This window comes from Psychrobacter sp. UBA3480, from assembly GCF_002377945.1.
Lineage (GTDB): Bacteria > Pseudomonadota > Gammaproteobacteria > Pseudomonadales > Moraxellaceae > Psychrobacter.
In genome coordinates this window covers 289,616-311,059 of record NZ_DFQV01000033.1, presented here as the reverse complement: position 1 = coordinate 311,059, position 21,444 = coordinate 289,616, and the positions used below count along the sequence as shown (strand labels likewise).

The window sequence follows — 21,444 nt, the reverse complement described above, 5'->3', positions numbered from 1 at the left end:
GTGGTGTTATTGGTTTAAGGAAAAAACATGCAACGTTACCCAATGACTCCGCAAGGACACGCGGCTCTAGAAGCCGAATTAAAACAGCTAAAAAGTGTCGACCGTCCACGCATCACAGCATCGATTGCTGAAGCACGCGAACACGGCGATTTGAAAGAAAATGCTGAATACCATGCTGCCCGTGAGCAACAAGGTTTTTGTGAAGCACGTATTCGTGACATCGAAGCTAAACTTGGTGGCGCTCAAGTCATCGATCCTTCGACACTGCCAAAAGAAGGCCGTATCGTGTTTGGTGTCAGCGTCGTGATTGAAAACATGGACACCGAAGAAGAAAAACAGTACAAAATCGTTGGCGATGATGAAGCTGACTTTAAAGCTGGCAAAATCTCAGTCAACTCACCAATCGCTCGTGGTTTGATTGGTAAGTTCGAAGGTGACGAAGTGCGCATCGAAACGCCAAAGGGCGTGGTTGAATATGAAGTCATGAAAGTTATATATGACTAATAGCTACACTGCGTTCTAATCTATAAATTTGATGTTCTCAAAGTTAGACAGTTCGAGAAATGACTTTTAGATAGTAGTTTTTATAGCAGCGCTTACGACTGGCTACTTTGCTATTCAATTCCATAGATGAAAGCTGTACTACACATAAATAGCATTTATACCATTTCGGTTACATAATGCTGCTTTTATCCATGATTTGTTTTGGCGCATAATTATTTGAGTTTGAGTGCACAATAGCTTCAATATTCAGTTTATTCAATAAGAAATAGTTAAGATTGAATAACCTTCTATGCAAGTTAACACTGCTGCGCTTTTACTAAAAATAATGATGGTCTGATCGCAAACATAGGCTAACATCAGCACTACTACCCTCGTTATTTGGCATATTTTTTGGTGTCATATAGCGGGGGTTTTGTTTATCTAAGCATTATCTATTGTTGTATTACTTACTATTATTTTTGAGGAGTCTTTTATGATTACGAACAATGGTTTTCAAACACCAACTGCTAAAACAACTATGACAAAAAATGCAGCTATGTCTGCATTACTAGCAGGTATCGTGTTAGCCGCATCATCCGCCAATGCTGCCCCTGAGATTGCTATTAGCTCATCTGCGAGCGGTAGCACCACTGTTGTCGAGCAATACTCTGATGGCAAAACTGCTACGATTACGGCGACGCCAAACGGTATCACCATGCAAGACGGCATGCCGTACGCGGTGACTCAGGTGACCACTGTGCCACGCTACGTCGTGCGTCAGTCTCCTGTTGTCCAAGGTACGACGACCGTTACTAGCGTACCAGTGACTAACTCTATTACCAATAAAGTCACTAAAGTAGATGTGATTACCACGCCTGCCAGCAGCGTGACGCAAGTACTACCTGTCGCAACCAATGTCACCCCGCCAGTGATTATGCAGCAGCCAATGACCAATCAAGTAACGACCACGACGACAACTTTGGACACATTGCAACTGACCCCTACCTTTAGTACGCCTGGCGTGGTCAATGCCAACACCAAAGTCATGAAAATTCTAAAAAATGCTGATGGACGTGAAGTTGCCGTTCCTGCCAATCATATTGCCCCAGGCGATGTGATCGAGTATCACACCACTTATACCAACACCACAGCACAGCCGGTTAATGATATCAACGCCATGATTTCATTACCAAGTGGCGTCCAGTTAGTCTCGTTGAATAGTCCTCTGCCGACGCTTGCTACCACTGGCGGAGACAGCTATCAAACCATTCAGCAGGTTGGCAATACGGTGGTTGTCCAAGAAAACTACTCTGGTCTGAAATGGAACTTAGTGAACTTTGATGCCAATGCGGCCAAAACCGTCATCATACGTGCCAAGGTTCAATAAACATTAAACTGTCGTATATTATTATTTAACGGTTATCGTTATATGTAAAAGGTCTTGCTGACTAGCTATCTAGTCAGCAAGACCTTTTTTGTGTCGGCGGCTTGGTTTTGGGTGTGGTAAAGCACTGCTTTAAGCTTAGGATATAAATGCTTGATGCAGTGGCAGAAATAGCTGAGCTTTTAGAGAAGATTATTTTTCTTTATACAGAATAGGCCGATTAATTAGATTATTAAGTTTTGTCATAAAAAAGATAAAACCAAAACCAAAGATTGACGTAGTGAGCACTCTTATCATGTTTTGATCGAACATTAGGTTTTTGGTATCTTCGTAAGTTATTTGCAGATCTTCCTCTGATTCTCTAATGTCTAAGCTGACTAATTGCGGTAAATTATTCGATACGCCTAAAAAATTGGGCTGATAGTACCAACCAACTCTTGCGTACTTGCCAAGCCTAGGTTCAAGGTATGTAGGACCCATACATGACCCAGTATTAATAAAGCCAAATACATTATAGCTACAGCCGTAAAGCGTTATTTGTTTAGGATTTTCGATAGATTGCAAGGCTATACTAAATCCCGTATCAGTGATAATGCCTTCACTGTATTGTAGCTCCAACTCCTGCGGAAAACCTCTACCCTGCCATTCCAAAAAATTGAGTGCAATGAAAAAAGATATAAACGAGACATTTAGAAACGTATCGAACTTTTGAGACGCTGATTTTTCTTTAAATTTTTTGAGCATAAAATCCCTCTAAAAGAGCCTTTCTTGGAATGTTTGAAAAAATCTATATTTACCCTTAAAAAGTGAATATATTAAGCCACAGAGTTTAGCCTTTAAATAAACCTCAAACTACTGTTTACTATATCAGACACGAATCATACGACACTATTTGTCGTGTTGTTTTTGGGATTCTCCTATAAATACAATGACTTAGCGATAATTTTGGTAAAATAGTCCTTCATTAATTAATTGGTAAAACGCGACTTATGGCAAACATCAATTATGAAAGATTACAGGGCAAACTCAATATCTTGGCCGATGCTGCCAAGTATGATGTCTCCTGCTCATCCTCCGCTGGTACTCGCAAAAACCAAGGCGGCGGACTAGGTGATGCCTCTGCAACAGGTATCTGTCACAGCTATACCGAAGATGGTCGCTGCGTCAGCCTGTTAAAGATTCTTTTGACCAATCACTGCATTTACGACTGTGCTTATTGCACCTCGCGCAAGAGCAATGACACGCCGCGCGCCGCGTTCAGTGTCGAAGAAGTCGTCGACTTAACCATGCAGTTTTATCGCCGTAACTATATCGAAGGGTTATTTCTTAGCTCTGGTATCTTTAAAAGTGGCGACTATACGATGGAACGACTGGTCGAAGTTGCCAAACTCTTGCGTACGCGTGAGCGCTTTAATGGTTACATTCATCTAAAGACCATTCCAGGTGCGTCAAAAGAGTTGCTGCTAGAAGCAGGATTATATGCGGATCGTTTGAGCGTCAATATCGAGATTCCAACCAAATCAGGGTTGGCTTTGCTTGCGCCAGAAAAATCTCACGATCAATTAAAAGCACCAATGGAGACGGTAAAAGAAGAAATCATCACCATTCGTGAGAGCCGTAAGACTCATAAAAAAGCGCCTAAGTTCACGCCAGCAGGTCAGACCAGTCAAATGATCGTTGGTGCAAGTAACGAGACTGACCTACAGGTGATTCAGCTATCGAGTCACTTCTACAAAACGTACGATCTCAAGCGGGTCTATTACTCAGGTTATGTACCTATGCTCTCTGATAATCGCTTGCCTGCGATTGGAACGCCTGTGCCGATGGTGCGGGAGAATCGTCTGTATCAGGCAGATTGGTTAATGCGTTTTTATGGTTTTGGTGCGCATGAGATTGTGGAGCCGGAGTCACCATTCTTAGATTTAGACTGCGATCCAAAACTGGCTTGGGCAATACGCCATCGCGAGCATTTCCCAGTCAATATTCAAACAGCGACTTATGAGATGATTGTGCGTATCCCAGGTATCGGTACAAAGACTGCTAAAAAAATCGTCAAAGCACGTAAGTTCAATCAATTAACGCTATACCATCTAAAAAAGATGGGCGCTGCGGTCAACCGTGCTAAATACTTCATCGCAACCACTGGTAAAAACGAACACCTTGCTCATTTAACGCGCGATAATTTCCGTCAGTATGTATTGGCTCAAACGCAGACCAAGTTTAACGATCAACGTACTGGGCAGTTGGCTTTATTTTAGAATGGCTCTAGGTATTGTGCGTTAAAAAACCTGCTATCTCGCTACTGTATTTATGATAGAAATGTAGGATATAACATGTCAGCACTTATGCAAAATGACTCTTACGCTGTCGGTCAATTGACGCCTAGCATTGTACTGTATGAGCCTAGCTTTGAAGGTTGGTTGAGTGCTGTGTTTTATGTCTATGCCAATCGTCTACAAGATGATGTGTCACTGAAACTAACGGCGCAAGACTGCTATGTGCCCTCACTCATCGCTCAGGCGATTAGCGTGGCAACTGATGAGGACAAAGCCGAGCGGGTGTTAGTCAAATTAAATACCTTATTAGGTCGCTCAGGCATGCGAAATATCTTATGGGGTTTTTTATCAGAGAAAGAAGATATCGGTACGACATTGTTTCGCGTGGTCAAATACGCCATCGACTACCCTAGCCGTCAGATTATGCAAGATTTAGGTAACTTAGATGTTCTGGAGCTAGTACAGACAGTCAAATCGGTTGGCCGTGAGAAACATCGTATGGAAGCATTTGTACGTTTTGAGCATACGACTGATGATATTTACTTTGCACGTGTAGAGCCTGATTTTAATGTACTGCCACTAATCGGAGAGCACTTTCGTCAGCGCTATCAAGATCAACATTGGGCGATTTACGATCTAACTCGAGGCTATGGCATCTATTATGATAAAAGTAATAGCACGCCATCACGTCCAGCGAAGCTGCAAACCATCACCGACCTCGATGATGCGGTACTACGCAATCCTGCTAGCATCCATAGTCCTGATGAGCAGCGCTATCAAAAATTCTGGCAAGGGTATTTTACCAACGTCAATATCAAAGAGCGTAAAAACCCTAAGCTGCATAAACAATATCTCCCGCAGCGCTACTGGAAATACTTGAGTGAAAAACAAGTACTGCCCAATGCTGAACATTTACAAAAACGACGCTAACGGCTTTTGGTGTTTATTAATCCACGTCTTACGCTTATATAGTGTAAAAACCGCCTATCTGACCTCATCTTTTTATCTTGATGGTTGAGTTTTAATCGCTTTTAACTGACAATAGCAAATTGATATTACTAACCGGTGACCAACGCTATTATGAAAGTTATGCGCTTACTGTCGTCTCTAAAGCATGATGAATCCGAGCGCGGCATTTTTCATCTTGGGCGAGCATTGGTCAAAAATGAGCATACCTCTATCATTGTCTCGAGTGCCGATGAAGACAATGACTTGGTTAGACGTCTCAAGCGCGATGGCAATATATACCATCAGCTGCACGTAAATAAAAAGTCTTGGCTATCGCTATTGCAAGTCTCTGCCCTACGGCATTTGATAGAAAAGTACGAACCTGATGTCATTCATGTACATTCGCGTACCCCTGCATGGATATTGCATTTGGCACTGCGCCGCGCTCGCGTCAGGCGTTTTCCCAAACTGGTCTCGACCATGTATGGTTTTTATCCTATTAATAAGTACTCTCAAGCCCTACTCAATGTTGATACGATAATTACCGTATCTGATAGTGTCACGCAATACTTAAAAAAAGGACTGCGCATCGAAGACGTAGATCCTAAGGTCATCACGCGTATCTATCGTGGTATCGATACTCGGCGCTACCCTTATCGTCATAATCCGTCGGTCTATTGGTTACGTCATACCTTTGCCGAGTACCCTGAGCTTGAGCACAAAAAATGGCTCGTATTCCCAACCGTCATCGGTAATGAGTACGGGCAAGAGTGGCTAATAGATATTTTGGGTAACCTGCAAGAGCAATTCCCAAATATTCATGTCATTATTATGGATGAAGACTATAAAGACGGCGATGTCGCTCATGAAGATTTTCGCCAACGTACTAACAGCTTGGGACTGGCTGAGCGCATTACCTATGTGGGTAGCAAACGTAATGATATGCGGGAATGGCTATCGGCGGCCAATATCGTCATGGCACTTGCCAATGAGCCCGAGTCAATCGGTATTAATGCCCTACAAGCCATACATCTAGGTACGCCCGTTATTGGTTGGGATCAAGCTGCCTTTAGCGAGATTTTACAACCACTCTACCCACAAGGATTGGTAAAAAAGTACAATGCCAATGCGCTTTGTAAAGCAGTTAGAAACCAGCTAGAGAGCGTGACGCGTCCTGAAATGACCAACAAATTCACCATGCGTGAGATGATTGAAAAGACGCTTGAAGTGTATCAAAACTTACATGATGCGGCGCTTGCCGAAGAACAAGCAGAAGCAGATGCTATCGCAGTTCGACGCATCAAACGCAGTCTGAAAAAAGCGTCTAAACCTGCCCTAAATGTCGCTGTGAAAAATATCGAACCTGTTGCTAAAAATCCAAAAATAAAGCTAACCAAAGAAAAATCTAAGACAGCAGATAATGTAGATACGACAGAAACCACTGAAGACAATTAACAGCCGTAAGCCAAGCGTTGTATTCGATAGGTAATTTTATAATCAAAAAAAGGCTACTCCTAAAATGGAAGTAGCCTTTTTTGTTCAATTATCACTGGGCAATATTAAAACTGACGAAATTTAGCTTAGGTTTAGTATGTGGTTGGTGTATGGGCGCTTACGATACGGGTAACGCTATCGGTAGGATTAATAAAAGTATGCGGCTGAATGGTATCAATCACATAGCTATCACCTTGATTTAACAAGTAGGTACTGTCTTCGATACGGATAATAATCTTACCCTCGATGACCGTACCAATCTCCTCCCCTTCGTGAGCGATTTTTTCTTCTGTTGAGCTATTTGGCTGATAGGTTTCTATCAAGAACCCTAAGTTCCTTGTCCTGCTGCAGTTATAGACCTGCTTTAGCGATACTTTGCTATTAGGTTCATTGAGCTCTAATAGATCTTTTGGCGTGACGATCACTCTAGCCTTTGGCTCTTTCCACTCGTCACTAAAAAACGTGGTCAGATCAGAACCCAATACTGTCAAAATCGCCTTTAACGTATTGACCGCTGGACTGACCTTATTGCGCTCAATCGAGCTGATAGACGTGTTCGTCAACCCTGAAAGTTTTGCCAATTTACGTTGCGAGTAACCTTTTGCTAGACGCAGCTGGTTAATCTTTTTGCCAATGTCTTCTTTCAACGATTCATCTGTTTCAGAATCATTCAATTCGTCATCATCGATATCATCTATTTCAATATCAACATCAGCTGCATCTTTGTCATCGACACTATCAACATCGTTTTCAATGTTATCACTATCAGTGACAGCAGTCTCTGCCTTACTTTTAGTTGTGCTACTCGGTTTGTGGTTCTCTGGCATGGTGAATAAATTCCGTGAATAGAAATTTGGATAAGCTATCTTGCGCATAATTTAACTCAGGATGCCATTGTACACCAATCATAAATGGATGTTGTAACAAGCTGATAGCCTCCACCAGACCGTCAGGTGCTAACGCTTCGACGAATAAACGCTCGCCTACTTTATTGATAGCTTGTTTGTGCAAAGAGTTGACGTGCCACTTTTCACCGAATGCTGCCAGCCTTCCTTGAGGTTGAATGATGACGTCATGTATGGGCTGATACTGCACCTCAAGCGGTTGGGTATTGTCTTCTAAATGCTGCTCATAAAACCCATCAATATCACGCCAATCAGGATATAGCGTGCCACCAAAATGAACATTCATCTCTTGCAAGCCTCGGCACACTGCAAACAGCGGAATGTTTTTTTCGTCTGCATAAGCCAGTAATTTGAAGCTCAGCTCATCACGGCCTAGATCTTGTTTGGCTTCGGTATGTAACGCGCCATAACGAGTTGGGGCGACGTTGCTATAACTACCAGTCAATAAAATTCCATCTGCTATTTCTAGTAGCGCATCGAAGTTTTCGCTATCGGCAGCTGTATTTGGCAGTAGTATGGGATTGCCACCGTAAAAGTTTACTGCATCGATGTATTTTTGATATACCGCCTGTGCTGGCTGTCCGTCAACCATCTTATGACAAGACACAATAGCAATAATAGGTCTGGAATTTTTCATATCATTTTCCCTCGTTATAACAACTAGACCTAGGCTGTCTATGTTGTTTAATCCCTTATTTAGCTAAAATTTAACACAACGCTTCTTATAATGTAAACTATAAACTTCATTAATATCGGTATTTGTACTAAAAACCTGCATTTGAGTTATTTTAAGATAATTTTAAATAAAAATTGACAATTATAGTTTTCATCCATATATTAAAAGTCAGCAGCAATGATAACCAACATAGTTTAACTTTTAGACTGAATAAAAACGCCTAAGAGCACAGTCTATAGGTCACTAATATCATTGATAAAAAATTTAGCAGTAGTACAAACACCTCAGATTCAACCCGTCATTTATCAAATACTTATTTATTAAGTGTTCGTTATAAATGCCACTAGCAGAGAGTTTAGACACCACAGCCAAAACGTAGTAGCAGTAACAAACCAAGTAATTCTACAAATTCATAGGAAGAACAGACATGATGACAACCAATGGAATGGTCAGATCTGCAAACAGCACAGAGTACGTCTATGTTGCCGCAGGAGATATCAATGGCTTACTTCGTGGTAAGCGCATCCCTTTTGATCAAATGGAAAAAGCAGAAAACGGCGCAATCCGATTACCTCTGTCCATCTTAGGTGTCGATATATGGGGCGCTGATGTCATCGAGTCTTCGCAGTGCAATGGTGATATTGATGCTATTGCCCGTCCAACTGGTCGCGCTGCTTATCCTCTTCTCAATACCAGTGCCCCTTCATCGCTACTACCGATTTGGCTATATACCGAAGACAATGAGCCTTACTACGGTGATGCCCGCCACGTTTTGGACTACATTAGCAAAAAGTTCAAAGCACTGGGGCTGACGCCAGTGATGGCAACCGAGCTAGAGTTTTATTTGGTTGACTATACTGAGGGAGAGACACCCAAGCCGCCTATCCGCCCTAAGAGCGGCTTAAGACTAAATAAAACGTCCATCTTGAGTATCAATGACCTATTACAATTCGATGAATTTTTAGATGAAGTCTACGAGCAGTGTGGAAAGCTCGATATCCCTGTCGATGCGGCACTGGCTGAAAATGGTTGTGGGCAGTTTGAAATCAATTTATTACACGTAGATGACCCATTAAAAGCTGCTGACGACGCGATTTTGTTTAAACAAGTGGTTAAGGCCGTGGCAGCTCGTCGCAAGCTTACCGCTACCTTTATGGCAAAACCTTTTGGCCTACAGTCTGGCAATGGCTTTCATGTACATTGCAGCTTATTAGATAAAGATGGCAACAACGTATTCGATGATGGATCAGATGAAGGCTCAGATATGTTGCGTCATGCAGTCGCTGGACTGCTAAAAACCATGTCAGATTGCACCTTATTATTTGCACCACATGTCAACTCTTACCGCCGCTTTACCCCCGGTACATTGGCCCCCAACAACGTGTCGTGGGGTTATGAAAACCGCACCGCAGCTGTACGTATCCCAGGTGGCGACTCAAAAGCACGCCGTATCGAACATCGGGTGTCTGGCGCTGATGCCAACCCTTATCTCGTTTGTAGCGCAGTACTAGCAGGTATACTGTATGGTATCGAAAACAAGCTTGAAGCGCCTGAACCGATTAATAGCATTACTTATGATGCAGCAGAACTAAAAACCTTACCGTTGGACTGGCTCTCAGCCATTCGTCAATTTGAGAGCAGCAATGTGGTTGACTCACTGTTTCCAAGCGAGATGATTGAGCTATTGATTGCGGTCAAAAAGCAAGAAGCCAAACGCTTTGCTCAGCAAGTGACCAACCTTGAATACCTCACCTATTTACAGGATGTTTGATATGTCAAATAGTAGCCCAAATAGCAATCAAAGTAGCAATATGGCAACGAACCAAAACCCACCTTCTAATAACACGCGCAATATCCCGCATTACTCGGATAAGGGTCAATACCCTGATAGCTATTATGCAGCCAGTCGCAACCCTAAGCCTGACAGACCAACGCTTAAAAACGATATTCAAGTAGAAATCTGCGTGGTCGGTGGTGGTTATAGCGGCTTATCAACTGCCCTACATCTTATCGAAACAGATCATGAAGTCGTTGTGCTTGAAGGCGCACAGATTGGTTGGGGTGCATCAGGTCGTAACGGCGGTCAAATCGTCAATGGTCTAAATGCCAGCCTGCAAAAAATCAAAAAATCTTATGGTCAACAAAGCGCAGACTTCGTCGGTCAGCTCGTGACTCGCGGTGGCAAAATCATTCGCCGGTTTGTCAGTGACTACGATATCAGCTGCGACCTCAAAGAAAAAAACATCTTTGCAGCATTGAATAACGGACAGCTAAAAGATTTGCAAGAGACGCATGCACTGTGGGAAAGCCACGGTATGCACGACCGAGAAATGCTAGACAAAAATGGCATTCAAGAGCATATCAAGTCAGATGCTTATGTGGGCGGCGTCATCGATCATTCAGGTGGACATTTCCACCCATTAAACCTTGCATTAGGTGAAGCAGCGGCTATCGAAAAAAATGGCGGCACGATTTATGAAAACACCTTAGTGGTAGATATTGAATACGCTGACGACTCTATTAAAGTCATTACTGAGTTTGGTACGGTGACCTGTAAGCAAGCCGTTCTATGCGGTAACGCTTATCTCAATAAAGTCATTCCTAAACTGACTGATCGCGTGATGCCAGTATCGACGCAGATTATCGCGACCGAGCCATTGGGTGATTTGGCCGATCAACTGCTCCCTACTGATGTCTGTGTCGAAGATGTGCGCTACATTCTTGACTACTATCGTCTCTCAGCAGACAAACGCATGTTGTTCGGCGGCGGTACGGTGTATGGCGGTCAAGATCCTGCTGATATCACGGCAAAAATCAGACCCAATATGAATAAGATTTTCCCAGAGCTGCGCGATGTAAAAATCGACTACGCGTGGAGTGGTAACTTTGCCCTGTCCTTCTCTCGTGTACCACAAATGGGCAAACTACATGAGCGCGTATATTTCGCCCACGGCTATAGTGGACATGGCGTAACAGGCTCTCATCTGTTCGGGCAAATCTTGGCTGATGCCATCAATGGCAAAACCAAGGAGTTTGACACCTTTGCACAGATACCTTGGATTCCATTCCCAGGTGGCAGGGCTCTACGAGTCCCTTACTCGGTCATGGGCTCGTGGTGGTATGCACTAAAAGACACCACCGGCATGTAAATACATGACCAACCGTGCATAAAAGCGGTCGATATAGACGACGTTTTTATCATAAAAACTACTGTTGCCTTGACCTATCACAGTAATGGATTGCTGTGATAGGAAGCTCGATAGAAAGTTGATTCGCTACTGTCTGTCGAGCATCAACCACCGAATAGAGTTTGTTTCAAAAAATGAGGTTCTACAGGGAGCGCAAGTATGAACATGAAACTCAATGATGCTGTCGAAGGGCACTATCATAACAAGCGAGTCTTTCTCACCGTAATAGTAGCCGTCGTCATCTATCTGGCCTTTGCTTGGCTATCCATGAGCCGTGGTCCAGATGAATCTTGGGGTGCTTTATCTTTATTACCCACATTATTAGTATTAGTCACCGCCATTGTCTCTAGGCGACCGTTTGAGTCTATGATCGCAGGCTGCGTCGCTGGCCTTGTGATGCTCAACCCCTTTGATCTGGTTTCCCCCTTTGCAGACAATATGTCGATGGTCTTGGGCAACGAGACCATTATCTGGATTGTCCTCGTCTGTGGTCTGATGGGCGGGTTAATTCAGCTCCTTGAAATCAGTGGCTGCCTAGATGGTTTTAGTGAATGGCTACAAAAAATTATCAAGTCGCGTCGTCAGTCATTGTTGGCCACTTTTGCTTTGGGTGTTGTGGTCTTTATCGATGATTACTTGAACTGCTTGGCCGTATCCACCTCCGTCAAAAAACTCACTGACGTCTATAACGTCTCTCGTGAAAAGCTCGCCTATATCGTCGATTCGACCGCTGCCCCTATGTGTATTATCGTGCCTATCTCTACTTGGGCAGTCTACTTTGCAGGTCTACTAGAAGAAAATGGCGTAGCAGCAGATGGCGAAGGCATTGGACTTTATATCAGTGCTATTCCTTATATGGCCTATGCTTGGTTTGCCTTACTGATTGTATTCTTGGTTGCTTATGGCATATTGGGCGATTGGGGACCGATGAAAAAAGCAGAGAAACGCGCCAAGGCTGGTAACCCTGTTCCTGAAGCATTTGTCGAAGAGCAACTAATTTCAAATGTCAAAGCCAAGCGCAAGCTGTCATTCAAAGCCAACATCGCTAACTTTGCTTTTCCGATGATTCTATTGATTGTCTCAACCGTTTACTTTGAAATCGACCTGTTACGCGGGGCACTATTGACCTGTTTTGTGACTGTCGTTGTCTACTGGATGCAAGGTATCTTGAGCTTTGAGACACAAGTTGAAGCCATCTTTAAAGGCTTTAAAGTCATGCTCTATCCCCTCTCAACCGTTATTGGTGGTTTTTTCTTAAAAGCAATCAACGATGAGCTTGGTATGACCATGTATGTGATTGAAGCTATCACGCCTTATATGACCATTATTATCTTCCCTGCGGTTATCTTTGCGGTCATGGCATTCTTGACCTTTGCCACTTCATCAAGCTGGGGTTTGTACGTGTTGGCGATGCCTATCGTGTTCCCAATATCGCTCGCCCTTGGCGTGAGCACACCACTTATGATTGGCGCCTTGTTATCGGCCTCATCATTCGGTAGTCATGCGTGTTTCTTTAGTGATTCATCATTACTTGCCGCGCAAGGTGCTGGCTGCTCACCCATGCAGCATGCCTTTACCCAGTTCCCGTATGCGATGTTAGGTGCAGGACTCTCCGTCGTGACCTTCTTAGGATTGGGCTATATGATGGCTTAAGCCGATAAAACTTAACCAATATGGACTTAACTATTGTCGCTATACACTAACGAATGATGAAAAATTGTTCGTTAGCAAATACGAATCATCATTTACCTATAGTATTACTTATCTATCAATAAAAGGATTGAGATCATGCGAAACGTTACTGTGGCGACTACGCAAATGACATGCGGCTGGGACATCCAGCAAAACATTGCGACCGCGACTGACTTGGTCAAAAAAGCGGCCAACGATGGTGCCAATATTATCTTACTTCAAGAACTGTTCGAGACGCCCTACTTCTGCCAAGTTCATGACTTTGATTATTTTAAACTGGCGACTTCAGTCGAAGATAATGCAGCTATCAATCACTTCAAACAACTAGCGAAAGAGTTAGAAGTGGTACTACCGATTAGCTTTTATGAAAAATCAGGCAATACATTCTTTAATAGCATCACTGTGATCGATGCCGATGGCGAGATATTAGGCACTTATCGCAAAACGCACATACCAGACGGTATTCCTTATGCCGAAAAGTTTTACTTTACCCCTGGTGATACAGGATTTAAGGTTTGGCAAACCAAGTACGCTAAGATTGGTGTCGGTATCTGCTGGGATCAATGGTTCCCTGAATGCGCCCGTAGCATGGCATTGATGGGTGCCGAGTTGCTGTTTTACCCGACTGCCATTGGTGATGAGCCGACACTCGGTATCGACTCAAAAGGCCATTGGCAGCGCTGTATGCAAGGCCATTCTGCAGCCAACCTGATGCCAGTTATTGCAGCCAATCGCATTGGCACAGAAACCATCAGCCAAAATGGCAATAACAGCACGATGCAGTTTTATGGTAGCTCGTTCATTACCGACGGCCGCGGCGACATCATAAAAGAAGCGTCAGCAGATACTAGCGAAGTGATTAGCACTACCTTTGACTTAGATCAACTGGCTATGGATCGTCAGCAATGGGGTGTGTTCCGTGACCGTCGTCCATCGATGTATGGCACACTGCTCACTCACGGTTAACCTGATTTCCGTCTCTTTAGTTTACTCTCACTATTTTTATAGTCGCTCGTGTACGATAAGGTGATTTTATGTCTATATTACTGACAGACTCAACCCCGCAGCAGGATGGCTTTTATATGCCAGCAGAGTTTGAGCCAATACAAAAGGTATGGATGGTCTGGCCATACCGTGCTGATAACTGGCGACAACAAGCTGTCCCTGCCAAGAGGGCTTATGCTGATGTTGCATTGGCAATTAACAAGCTTTGTGAAGTTGGCGTACTGGTCAATCCTGATGATTATCAGCAGTGCCGCGATAGCTTGCCTGATGATATCGACGTTATCTCTATGCCTAGCAACGATGCGTGGGCGCGTGACACAGTGCCGACATTTTTAATCAATGACGCAGGCGAGCTACGCGCTTGTGATTGGACATTCAATGCGTGGGGCGGAGACTATGATGGCCTCTACTCGCCATGGGATGACGATGATAAACTTGCAGAACGCTTGTGTGAGCAGCGTGATATTCCGCGTTATCGAACGGATGACTTTGTCATGGAAGGCGGCGCGTTTCATGTCGATGGTGAAGGCACGGTTTTGACCACGCGTATGTGCCTGCTAAGCCCAGGGCGCAATCCACATCTGAACGAGCAGCAAATCGAGGACAAGCTAAAAGCCTATCTCAATGTCCAAAAAGTGCTCTGGGTCGATGATGGTATCGATCCTGATGAAACTACAGGTCACATCGATGATATCGCCTGCTTTGCGCGCCCTGGTGAAGTGGTTTGCTTATTCACTGATGACCCTGAAAATCCGTTTTATGAAGCAACGCAAAAAGCCTATAAGCAGCTCTCAAATATGACTGATGCAAAAGGCAGACGACTAACAGTCCATAAGCTATGCTGTACCCAACAGCCAGTGACCTTACCTGATGATTATGACATTGTACAGTCTGACGACGCCAAACCTCGCCTAACGGGTGATGTTTGTATCGCCTCATATGCCAACTTTTTGATTTGTAATGATGCGGTCATCGTACCGCAATATGATGATATAAATGATGCACTTGCCATCGAGCAGCTTGAAAAAGTCTTTCCTCAGCATCAGGTAGTGGGAGTACGAACAAGAGAGATTGTTTTTGGTGGCGGTAATATTCACTGTATTACACAGCAGCAACCAAAACCATCAATCAAAGGCAGTAACTAAAAGCTTTAATTAAAAGTACCCGCATAAAAATATAGACCCAAATGGATTTTGAACCCAATAATATTTTAAAATAAAGGACATAATATGAGCGATTATCAAGTTAATAACCCAGCCACTGGCGAAATAGAAGCCACTTACCCTACCGCCACTGAACAAGATATCCAGCAAGTCATTGAGCAAGCCGACACTGCTTATCAAGACTGGCGTAAAGTGCCATTAAATGAGCGCAGTGCACTACTGCATAAAATCACTGATATCTATCTTGAGCGTCAAGACGAGCTATCACGTATCGTTGCCAACGAAATGGGTAAACCTGTTGCCCAAGCAAAAGGCGAGATCGGTCTGGTTGCCGATATCTACCGCTACTATGCAGACAACGCTGAGCAGCTACTAGCGCCAAGCACCATTGATGTAGACTCAGGATCAGCATCGGTAGAAAAACACCCTGTAGGCGCGCTACTAGGTATCATGCCGTGGAACTATCCACATTACCAAGTAGCCCGTTTTGTCGCGCCAAACTTTATGGCAGGTAATACAATTATTCTAAAACACGCACCGCAGTGTCCAAACACCGCAGAAGTTATCGTCGATATCTTCAAAGATGCAGGCGTGCCTGAAGGCGTTTATAACAATATCTTTGCAACCAATGAGCAATCAGCGACCATTATCAATGACACACGCGTACAAGGTGTCTCGCTAACGGGTTCTGAACGCGCAGGACAAGCCGTTGCAAAAGAAGCTGGCGGCGCACTCAAAAAAGTCGTTTTAGAATTGGGCGGTTCAGATGCCTTTATCGTCGCAGCCGATGCCGATATCGAGCAAGCGATACAAGGCGCTATCTCTGGTCGTTTTGGTAATACTGGACAAGCCTGTAATGCAGCCAAGCGTTTGATCGTCATTGAATCAGTCTACGACAAATTCGTCGAAGGCTTTACCAATGCGGTCAGTAACATGACTTTGGCCGACCCGCTTAAAGAAGATACGTTCATTGGCCCAATGTCATCAAAAGCCGCTGCGGTCAACTTGCAAGCGCAGCTAGATAGCGCTATCCAAGCAGGGGCAACGGTATTGGTAGAAGGCGGCATGGACAAAGACAAGCCTGGCGCTTGGTTTAAGCCTGCGGTACTGACTGATGTGACTGAATCCATGGATGTGTATCGTGAAGAGCTGTTTGGTCCTGTAGCAGTCGTCTATAAAGCAAATGATATCGACCATGCCATCAAGATTGCCAACGATGTGCCTTTCGGTTTGGGTGCGTCTATCCAAACGCAAGATGCGGCACTGGCTGCTGAAATTGCAGACAAACTAGAAGTGGGTATGGTCACTATCAATGCGCCTTCTGGTTCTGAGGCCAATACACCATTTGGCGGTGTTAAACGTTCAGGCTTTGGCCGTGAGCTTGGCACTCTTGGCATTACTGAGTTCTTAAATTATAAGCTGATTCGCGATAAGTCTTAGTAGATTAAAACCTTAGTTAAATAAAAAAAGCCTAACGTTTGACGTTAGGCTTTCTTATGCAAGATAAGTAAGTCTACTTTTTATATGGATTTTCTTTTAACCATTGTTGATTAACAATTTTGAGCTCATGTAGCTCATGATCCATAATGTCTTTACTCTTACCAGGATTCTTCATCGTGGCATAACCGTACAATACCCCACCAAGTACAATCCAGCCAAGGAAAATCCACCACTCAATAGCGACGAGTGCTGATGGCATACCTGGTAGATATAGTGCCAACATGCCAAGACTGAGGATAATAGTAATGATACCGACCAATTTACCTGCTGGTACTCTAAACGGACGTACCATATCAGGCTCACGGTAGCGCAGCACTAAGAATGAAAGAGCCACACAAGTATAAGCAATAACAATACCGAACCCGCCAGCATCTACAATCCATACCAGCATTTTGCGACCAAATAATGGGGCAAGTGTCGCGAGACCACCGATCAATAAAATCGCATTGACGGGCGTATTGTATTTCGGATGCAGTTTGCACAAAAACTGCGGCAACATGTGCGTTTTGCCCATAGCATATAGCAGACGACTACCACCGATAAGAAACGCATTCCAGCTCGATAAAATACCTAGCACACCGCCAATAACCAGCAACGTACCTGCCCATTTACCATTCCAAGCATTGGTCATCGCATCAGCCGTTGCCAATGTTGAGTCTTGTGCTTGTAACAGCGGTAAAGTCTTACCCACACTCCAAGCGACTGCTACATACCACAGTACAGCAATAATAATAGAGACGATCAAAAACTTACCGATGTTCGGACGAGATAGATTGATTTCTTCTGCAGCTTGCGGAATAACATCGAAGCCAACGAATAAGAACGGTACCATCACCATCACCGTCATGATGCCACCCATACCGCCAATAAAATTAGGCGCTTGTACGGTATTAGAGGTTTCAGGGCTGAACAGTAACGCCCCTACGAACAGTAATATACCCACTAGAAAGATACCGACGACTGCTGTTTTTTGGAACCATGCACTGACTTCCATACCGCGTATGTTCAGCCAAGTAACAATCACTGAGCCGAGCATCCCGACGCCTACCCAGGTGGCGTAAACATCCCAGCCAGCAACATTCCAAAGATACCCTTGGCTATAATTGGGAATAATGTATTCGACGACGGTGGGCAGTGCTACTGCTTCGAACGCAACGACTGAGAAGTAACCGAACAAAATACTCCATGAGCAAATAAAGGAGACATTGACCCCTAGTGCTCGGTGGGTATAGGTATGCTCACCGCCAGTAATTGGCATGGAGGCCGCAAGTTCAGCATACGTCACGCCAATCAAAACGACTACCAGACCGCCTATTAAAAAGGCGCTAATTGCGCCCCATATACCTGCCGAGATGATCCAACTACCTGCCAGTACAACCCAGCCCCAACCGACCATTGCACCGAATGCCAGTGCAATGATATCGAACACCCCTAGCGACTTTTTTAATTCAGACATAACCTACTCCTTGTCTGTGTTTCATCCGTGTGAGCCTGTTACAGCTACACTATTTTTGTTTCATGGGATCATACCCATCATGTTTGTTGTGTCTGTCGCGTCGCCGCAAAGTTTGGCTTTTCTATCGGTATAGTATTCAAACAGCAAAAACAAAAACGGCGTCTTGACTTGCAAGGCGCCGTTAAAAAACTCACTCAAAGCGAGTGTTATAAGGGCAACCTTGCCGTTATCTTTCATACAATCTTTTAACCAATATAGGTACTTGAACTAGCTGTACTTGGTTAAAAGCGATCCATCGCTAAAGTAAATAACACTCAGTATTGCTTATGCCGTTAGAATACCTTTGATGATATCAAGGCCTTCTTGTAGCACTTCATCTTCAACCGTCAATGGCACCATCACACGAATGGCATTGCCATACATACCACAAGACGCTAATAGCAAGCCTTGCTCAAAAGATTTTGCTTTTAGATTGGCTGCGGCGGCTGCATCAGGTTTGCCTTCGCTATCGATCAGTTCAAACGCTAGCATAGCGCCCTTATGACGGATATGACCGATACTGCTTAGGTTTAAGCCTTTTAAGAATGAAGCAATGGTATCGCCAATTTCGATACTACGCTCAAGTAAGTTTTCTTCTTCAATAACTTCCATGACAGCAAGCGCTGCCACACAGGCAAGTGGGTTACCAGAGTAAGTACCGCCTAGGCCGCCGACTTGCGGCGCATCCATGATGTCAGCACGACCGATGACCGCAGAGATAGGATAGCCACCAGCCAAACTCTTCGCAGCAGTCATTAGATCAGGCTCAACGCCTAGCTGCTCACCTGCGAACAACGTACCGGTTCTGGCGAAACCACACTGTACTTCGTCAAAAATAAGCACGATGCCATGCTCATCACAAATCTCGCGCAAGGCCTTGGCAAATGACGGCGTTACTTGATGGAAACCACCCTCGCCTTGGACTGGCTCGATGATCATTGCTGCCACTTCACTAGGATCGATATCTGCTTGAAAGATCATGTCAAGGCTGTGTAGCGCTTGTGCTTCTGTTACGTTCAACTCTTCTGCAGGGAACAACGCATGGAATACAGGTCCTGGCATCGGGCCAAAGTTCTTTTTGTATGGCAATACTTTGCCGGTCAGGCTCATACACATCATGGTACGACCATGCCAGCCACCAACAAAAGAAATCACGCCTGGACGACGGGTTTTAGCACGAGCAATCTTGATGCAGTTTTCAACCGCTTCTGCGCCAGTAGTCAAAAAGAACGCTTTAGTATCGCCGCTGATAGGCGCTTTTTCGCATAGCTTTTCAGCCAAATCCACATAGCATTCGTAGTTAATCATTTGCGCCGCAGTGTGCGTAAATTTGTCTAGCTGCTCATGAACACGTTGGGTGATTTTTGGATGGCTATGACCGGTGTTCAATACTGAGATACCACCGACAAAGTCGATATAGCGCTTGCCTTCGATGTCCCAGATTTCTGAGTTCTTCGCTTTTTCTGCAAAGATAGGAAAGGCAACCCCAAGTCCTGTTGGTAAAACAGCTTTGCGGCGCTCAAGTAATGATTGATTGGTAGTCATGGGAATGTCCTTTTCTTTGTTCGTAACATAAGTGCCAGTTAGGGATTGGCGGTTTATTTGATGTTTGTCTTTGTACTCAGTAGATATCACATGGTGCTTGTTTGACCCAAAACACCATAGATATCCAAAAATTTACGCTAGTTTTTTCTTTTTTAATTGTTACTGTGCTAACCATTAAGCCAACTCATTAGGTTATGGCTATTAGGTGATATCAGAGCACCAGTATTTGGTCGTGATATAGTCTTCGATACCATATTTTGAACCTTCACGGCCAAACCCAGATTGCTTCACACCGCCAAATGGGGCAACTTCTGTAGAAATCAAACCCGTGTTATGACCGATGATGCCGTACTCAAGACCTTCGGTAACGCGCCATGAACGTGCATAGTCGCTACTATAGAAGTAAGCGGCCAAGCCATAGATAGTATCGTTAGCAGCACGGATAACTTCTGTTTCGTCTTTGAAGGTAAAGATAGTCGCAATCGGTCCAAAGATTTCTTCAGAAGCAATGTCCATATCACTACTAATATCGGTGATAACCGTTGGGTTATACGTCAGTTCTGAAGCATCATTAACACTACCACCAGTGACCAGTTTTGCGCCTTTATCTAGCGCATCTTTTAGCAAGCCTTGAACTTTATCTAACGCTTTTTTGTTGATAAGAGGACCGATATCTACGCCTTCTTCTAAGCCGTTGCCTACTTTTAACTCAGCGACTTTTTTGACAAAGACATCTAAGAATTTATCTTTAATGCTGTCTTGAACGTATACGCGGTTGGCACAGACACAGGTCTGACCAGCGTTACGATATTTAGAAGCGATTAAACCGGCAGCGGCTTTCTCTAGATCGGCATCATCAAAGACGATAAATGGCGCATTGCCACCCAACTCTAACGATAGCTTCTTAATAGTTGGCGCGCATTGTGCCATCAGCGTACGGCCTACTTCTGTAGAGCCTGTGAATGATAGTTTATGAATGCGTGCGTCACCCGTTAGGATGTCGCCGATGACAGAAGACTTACCAGTGACGACCTGAATGACGCCAGCTGGAATGCCCGCTTGCTCTGCTAACACGCCAAGTGCCAATGCCGAATACGGTGTCTCAGTAGCAGGTTTGACAATAATCGTACAGCCTGCTGCTAATGCAGGAGCAACTTTGCGCGTGATCATCGCAGCTGGGAAGTTCCAAGGCGTGATAGCGGCACAAACACCGACTGGCTGCTTAAGAACGACATGACGTAGCTGTGTGCTATTAGCAGGAATCACATCACCATAGACGCGTTTGCCTTCTTCGGCAAACCAGCGGATAAAGCTGTTGGCATAACCCACTTCACCACGTGATTCAGTCAGCGGCTTACCTTGCTCAGCGGTCATGATAATAGCCAAATCTTCTTTATTAGCATCGATTAGATCAGCCCACTTTTGCAATAACTCTGCACGCTCTTTGGCTGTTTTTGCTGCCCAGTCTGCTTGGACGTCATGAGCGTAAGCAACGGCTTCGTTGACATCTTCTGTGGTCAGACTTGGTACAGTACCAATGAGTTCACCGTTAAAAGGATTATTGACATCAAGCACAGCTTCATCACTAGCAGCATGCCAGCCGTCTTTAATGAAGCAAGATTGTTTGAGTAAATCTGGATTTGATAACTGCAGCGCGTGTGACATGTTGACGCTCCTTGTCATATAAGGT

Annotated in this window: 18 protein-coding genes; 11 read left to right on the top strand and 7 right to left on the bottom strand. The window is 44.3% G+C overall.

The annotated features are described in order from the left end of the window. Positions 1 to 27 precede the first annotated feature (27 nt). Together greA and B2863_RS14245 are read left to right on the top strand one after the other, a co-directional pair. Complete coding sequence (gene greA / locus B2863_RS14250) at positions 28 to 504, top strand: transcription elongation factor GreA (protein WP_057760725.1); 477 nt, start codon at positions 28 to 30, stop codon at positions 502 to 504. Between the two features lie 472 nt (positions 505 to 976). Further along, the gene (locus tag B2863_RS14245; protein ID WP_296211712.1) at positions 977 to 1,870 is read left to right on the top strand and encodes a hypothetical protein; all 894 of its coding nucleotides are present in this window, start codon (positions 977 to 979) and stop codon (positions 1,868 to 1,870) included. Positions 1,871 to 2,059: 189 nt separating this feature from the next. On the opposite strand, the gene B2863_RS14240 is transcribed toward B2863_RS14245, so the two are convergent. Continuing rightward, positions 2,060 to 2,611: a hypothetical protein gene (locus B2863_RS14240; protein ID WP_201579583.1), complete on the bottom strand. Its 552-nt coding sequence runs from the start codon at positions 2,609 to 2,611 to the stop codon at positions 2,060 to 2,062. A gap of 245 nt (positions 2,612 to 2,856) precedes the next feature. Between B2863_RS14240 and B2863_RS14235 the strand changes: the two genes are divergently transcribed. The 3 genes from B2863_RS14235 to B2863_RS14225 all read left to right on the top strand — a co-directional run bounded on the left by B2863_RS14235 (position 2,857) and on the right by B2863_RS14225 (position 6,546). Then, positions 2,857 to 4,125, top strand: coding sequence for a putative DNA modification/repair radical SAM protein (locus B2863_RS14235; RefSeq protein ID WP_057760729.1), 1,269 nt, complete (start codon positions 2,857 to 2,859; stop codon positions 4,123 to 4,125). 75 nt (positions 4,126 to 4,200) lie between these two features. After that, positions 4,201 to 5,073, top strand: coding sequence for a TIGR03915 family putative DNA repair protein (locus B2863_RS14230; RefSeq protein WP_296211710.1), 873 nt, complete (start codon positions 4,201 to 4,203; stop codon positions 5,071 to 5,073). Between the two features lie 150 nt (positions 5,074 to 5,223). Continuing rightward, positions 5,224 to 6,546 (top strand): glycosyltransferase family 4 protein, encoded by a 1,323-nt coding sequence (locus B2863_RS14225; protein WP_296211709.1) that lies wholly within the window; start codon positions 5,224 to 5,226, stop codon positions 6,544 to 6,546. A 131-nt stretch (positions 6,547 to 6,677) separates the two neighbouring features. Here B2863_RS14225 and B2863_RS14220 read toward each other — a convergent pair whose 3' ends face one another. Both B2863_RS14220 and B2863_RS14215 read right to left on the bottom strand, forming a co-directional pair. Further along, positions 6,678 to 7,412, bottom strand: coding sequence for a cupin domain-containing protein (locus B2863_RS14220; protein ID WP_296211708.1), 735 nt, complete (start codon positions 7,410 to 7,412; stop codon positions 6,678 to 6,680). Next, positions 7,387 to 8,127: a gamma-glutamyl-gamma-aminobutyrate hydrolase family protein gene (locus B2863_RS14215; protein WP_296211707.1), complete on the bottom strand. Its 741-nt coding sequence runs from the start codon at positions 8,125 to 8,127 to the stop codon at positions 7,387 to 7,389. Before B2863_RS14215 ends, B2863_RS14220 begins: the two co-directional genes overlap by 26 nt. A 466-nt stretch (positions 8,128 to 8,593) precedes the next feature. On the opposite strand from B2863_RS14215, the gene B2863_RS14210 reads away from it, so the two are divergent. The 6 genes from B2863_RS14210 (at position 8,594) to B2863_RS14185 (ending at position 16,654) form a co-directional block, all read left to right on the top strand. Then, positions 8,594 to 9,937 (top strand): glutamine synthetase family protein, encoded by a 1,344-nt coding sequence (locus tag B2863_RS14210; RefSeq protein WP_296211705.1) that lies wholly within the window; start codon positions 8,594 to 8,596, stop codon positions 9,935 to 9,937. Position 9,938: 1 nt separating this feature from the next. Beyond that, positions 9,939 to 11,315 (top strand): NAD(P)/FAD-dependent oxidoreductase, encoded by a 1,377-nt coding sequence (locus tag B2863_RS14205; RefSeq protein ID WP_227676907.1) that lies wholly within the window; start codon positions 9,939 to 9,941, stop codon positions 11,313 to 11,315. A gap of 198 nt (positions 11,316 to 11,513) precedes the next feature. After that, positions 11,514 to 13,007, top strand: coding sequence for a Na+/H+ antiporter NhaC family protein (locus tag B2863_RS14200; protein WP_101205679.1), 1,494 nt, complete (start codon positions 11,514 to 11,516; stop codon positions 13,005 to 13,007). A gap of 132 nt (positions 13,008 to 13,139) precedes the next feature. Next, positions 13,140 to 14,012, top strand: a complete 873-nt coding sequence (aguB, locus tag B2863_RS14195; RefSeq protein WP_339343208.1) for an N-carbamoylputrescine amidase — start codon at positions 13,140 to 13,142, stop codon at positions 14,010 to 14,012. 68 nt (positions 14,013 to 14,080) lie between these two features. Next, the gene (aguA, locus tag B2863_RS14190; RefSeq protein ID WP_296211700.1) at positions 14,081 to 15,196 is read left to right on the top strand and encodes an agmatine deiminase; all 1,116 of its coding nucleotides are present in this window, start codon (positions 14,081 to 14,083) and stop codon (positions 15,194 to 15,196) included. A gap of 84 nt (positions 15,197 to 15,280) precedes the next feature. Then, positions 15,281 to 16,654: an NAD-dependent succinate-semialdehyde dehydrogenase gene (locus B2863_RS14185; RefSeq protein WP_296211698.1), complete on the top strand. Its 1,374-nt coding sequence runs from the start codon at positions 15,281 to 15,283 to the stop codon at positions 16,652 to 16,654. A 73-nt stretch (positions 16,655 to 16,727) separates the two neighbouring features. Here the strand turns inward: B2863_RS14185 and B2863_RS14180 are convergent, their stop codons facing one another. The 4 genes from B2863_RS14180 to B2863_RS14165 all read right to left on the bottom strand — a co-directional run bounded on the left by B2863_RS14180 (position 16,728) and on the right by B2863_RS14165 (position 21,419). Next, entirely contained in the window at positions 16,728 to 18,170 is a 1,443-nt protein-coding gene (locus B2863_RS14180; protein ID WP_296211696.1) for an APC family permease, read from the bottom strand. A 60-nt stretch (positions 18,171 to 18,230) separates the two neighbouring features. Further along, positions 18,231 to 18,407, bottom strand: a complete 177-nt coding sequence (locus tag B2863_RS14175) for a hypothetical protein (protein ID WP_296211694.1) — start codon at positions 18,405 to 18,407, stop codon at positions 18,231 to 18,233. Positions 18,408 to 18,494: 87 nt separating this feature from the next. Continuing rightward, entirely contained in the window at positions 18,495 to 19,754 is a 1,260-nt protein-coding gene (gene gabT, locus B2863_RS14170; RefSeq protein ID WP_296211692.1) for a 4-aminobutyrate--2-oxoglutarate transaminase, read from the bottom strand. A gap of 201 nt (positions 19,755 to 19,955) precedes the next feature. Further along, positions 19,956 to 21,419 carry an NAD-dependent succinate-semialdehyde dehydrogenase gene (locus B2863_RS14165; RefSeq protein WP_296211689.1) on the bottom strand — a complete coding sequence of 488 codons (1,464 nt, stop codon included), beginning with the start codon at positions 21,417 to 21,419 and terminating at the stop codon, positions 19,956 to 19,958. Positions 21,420 to 21,444: the final 25 nt, after the last annotated feature.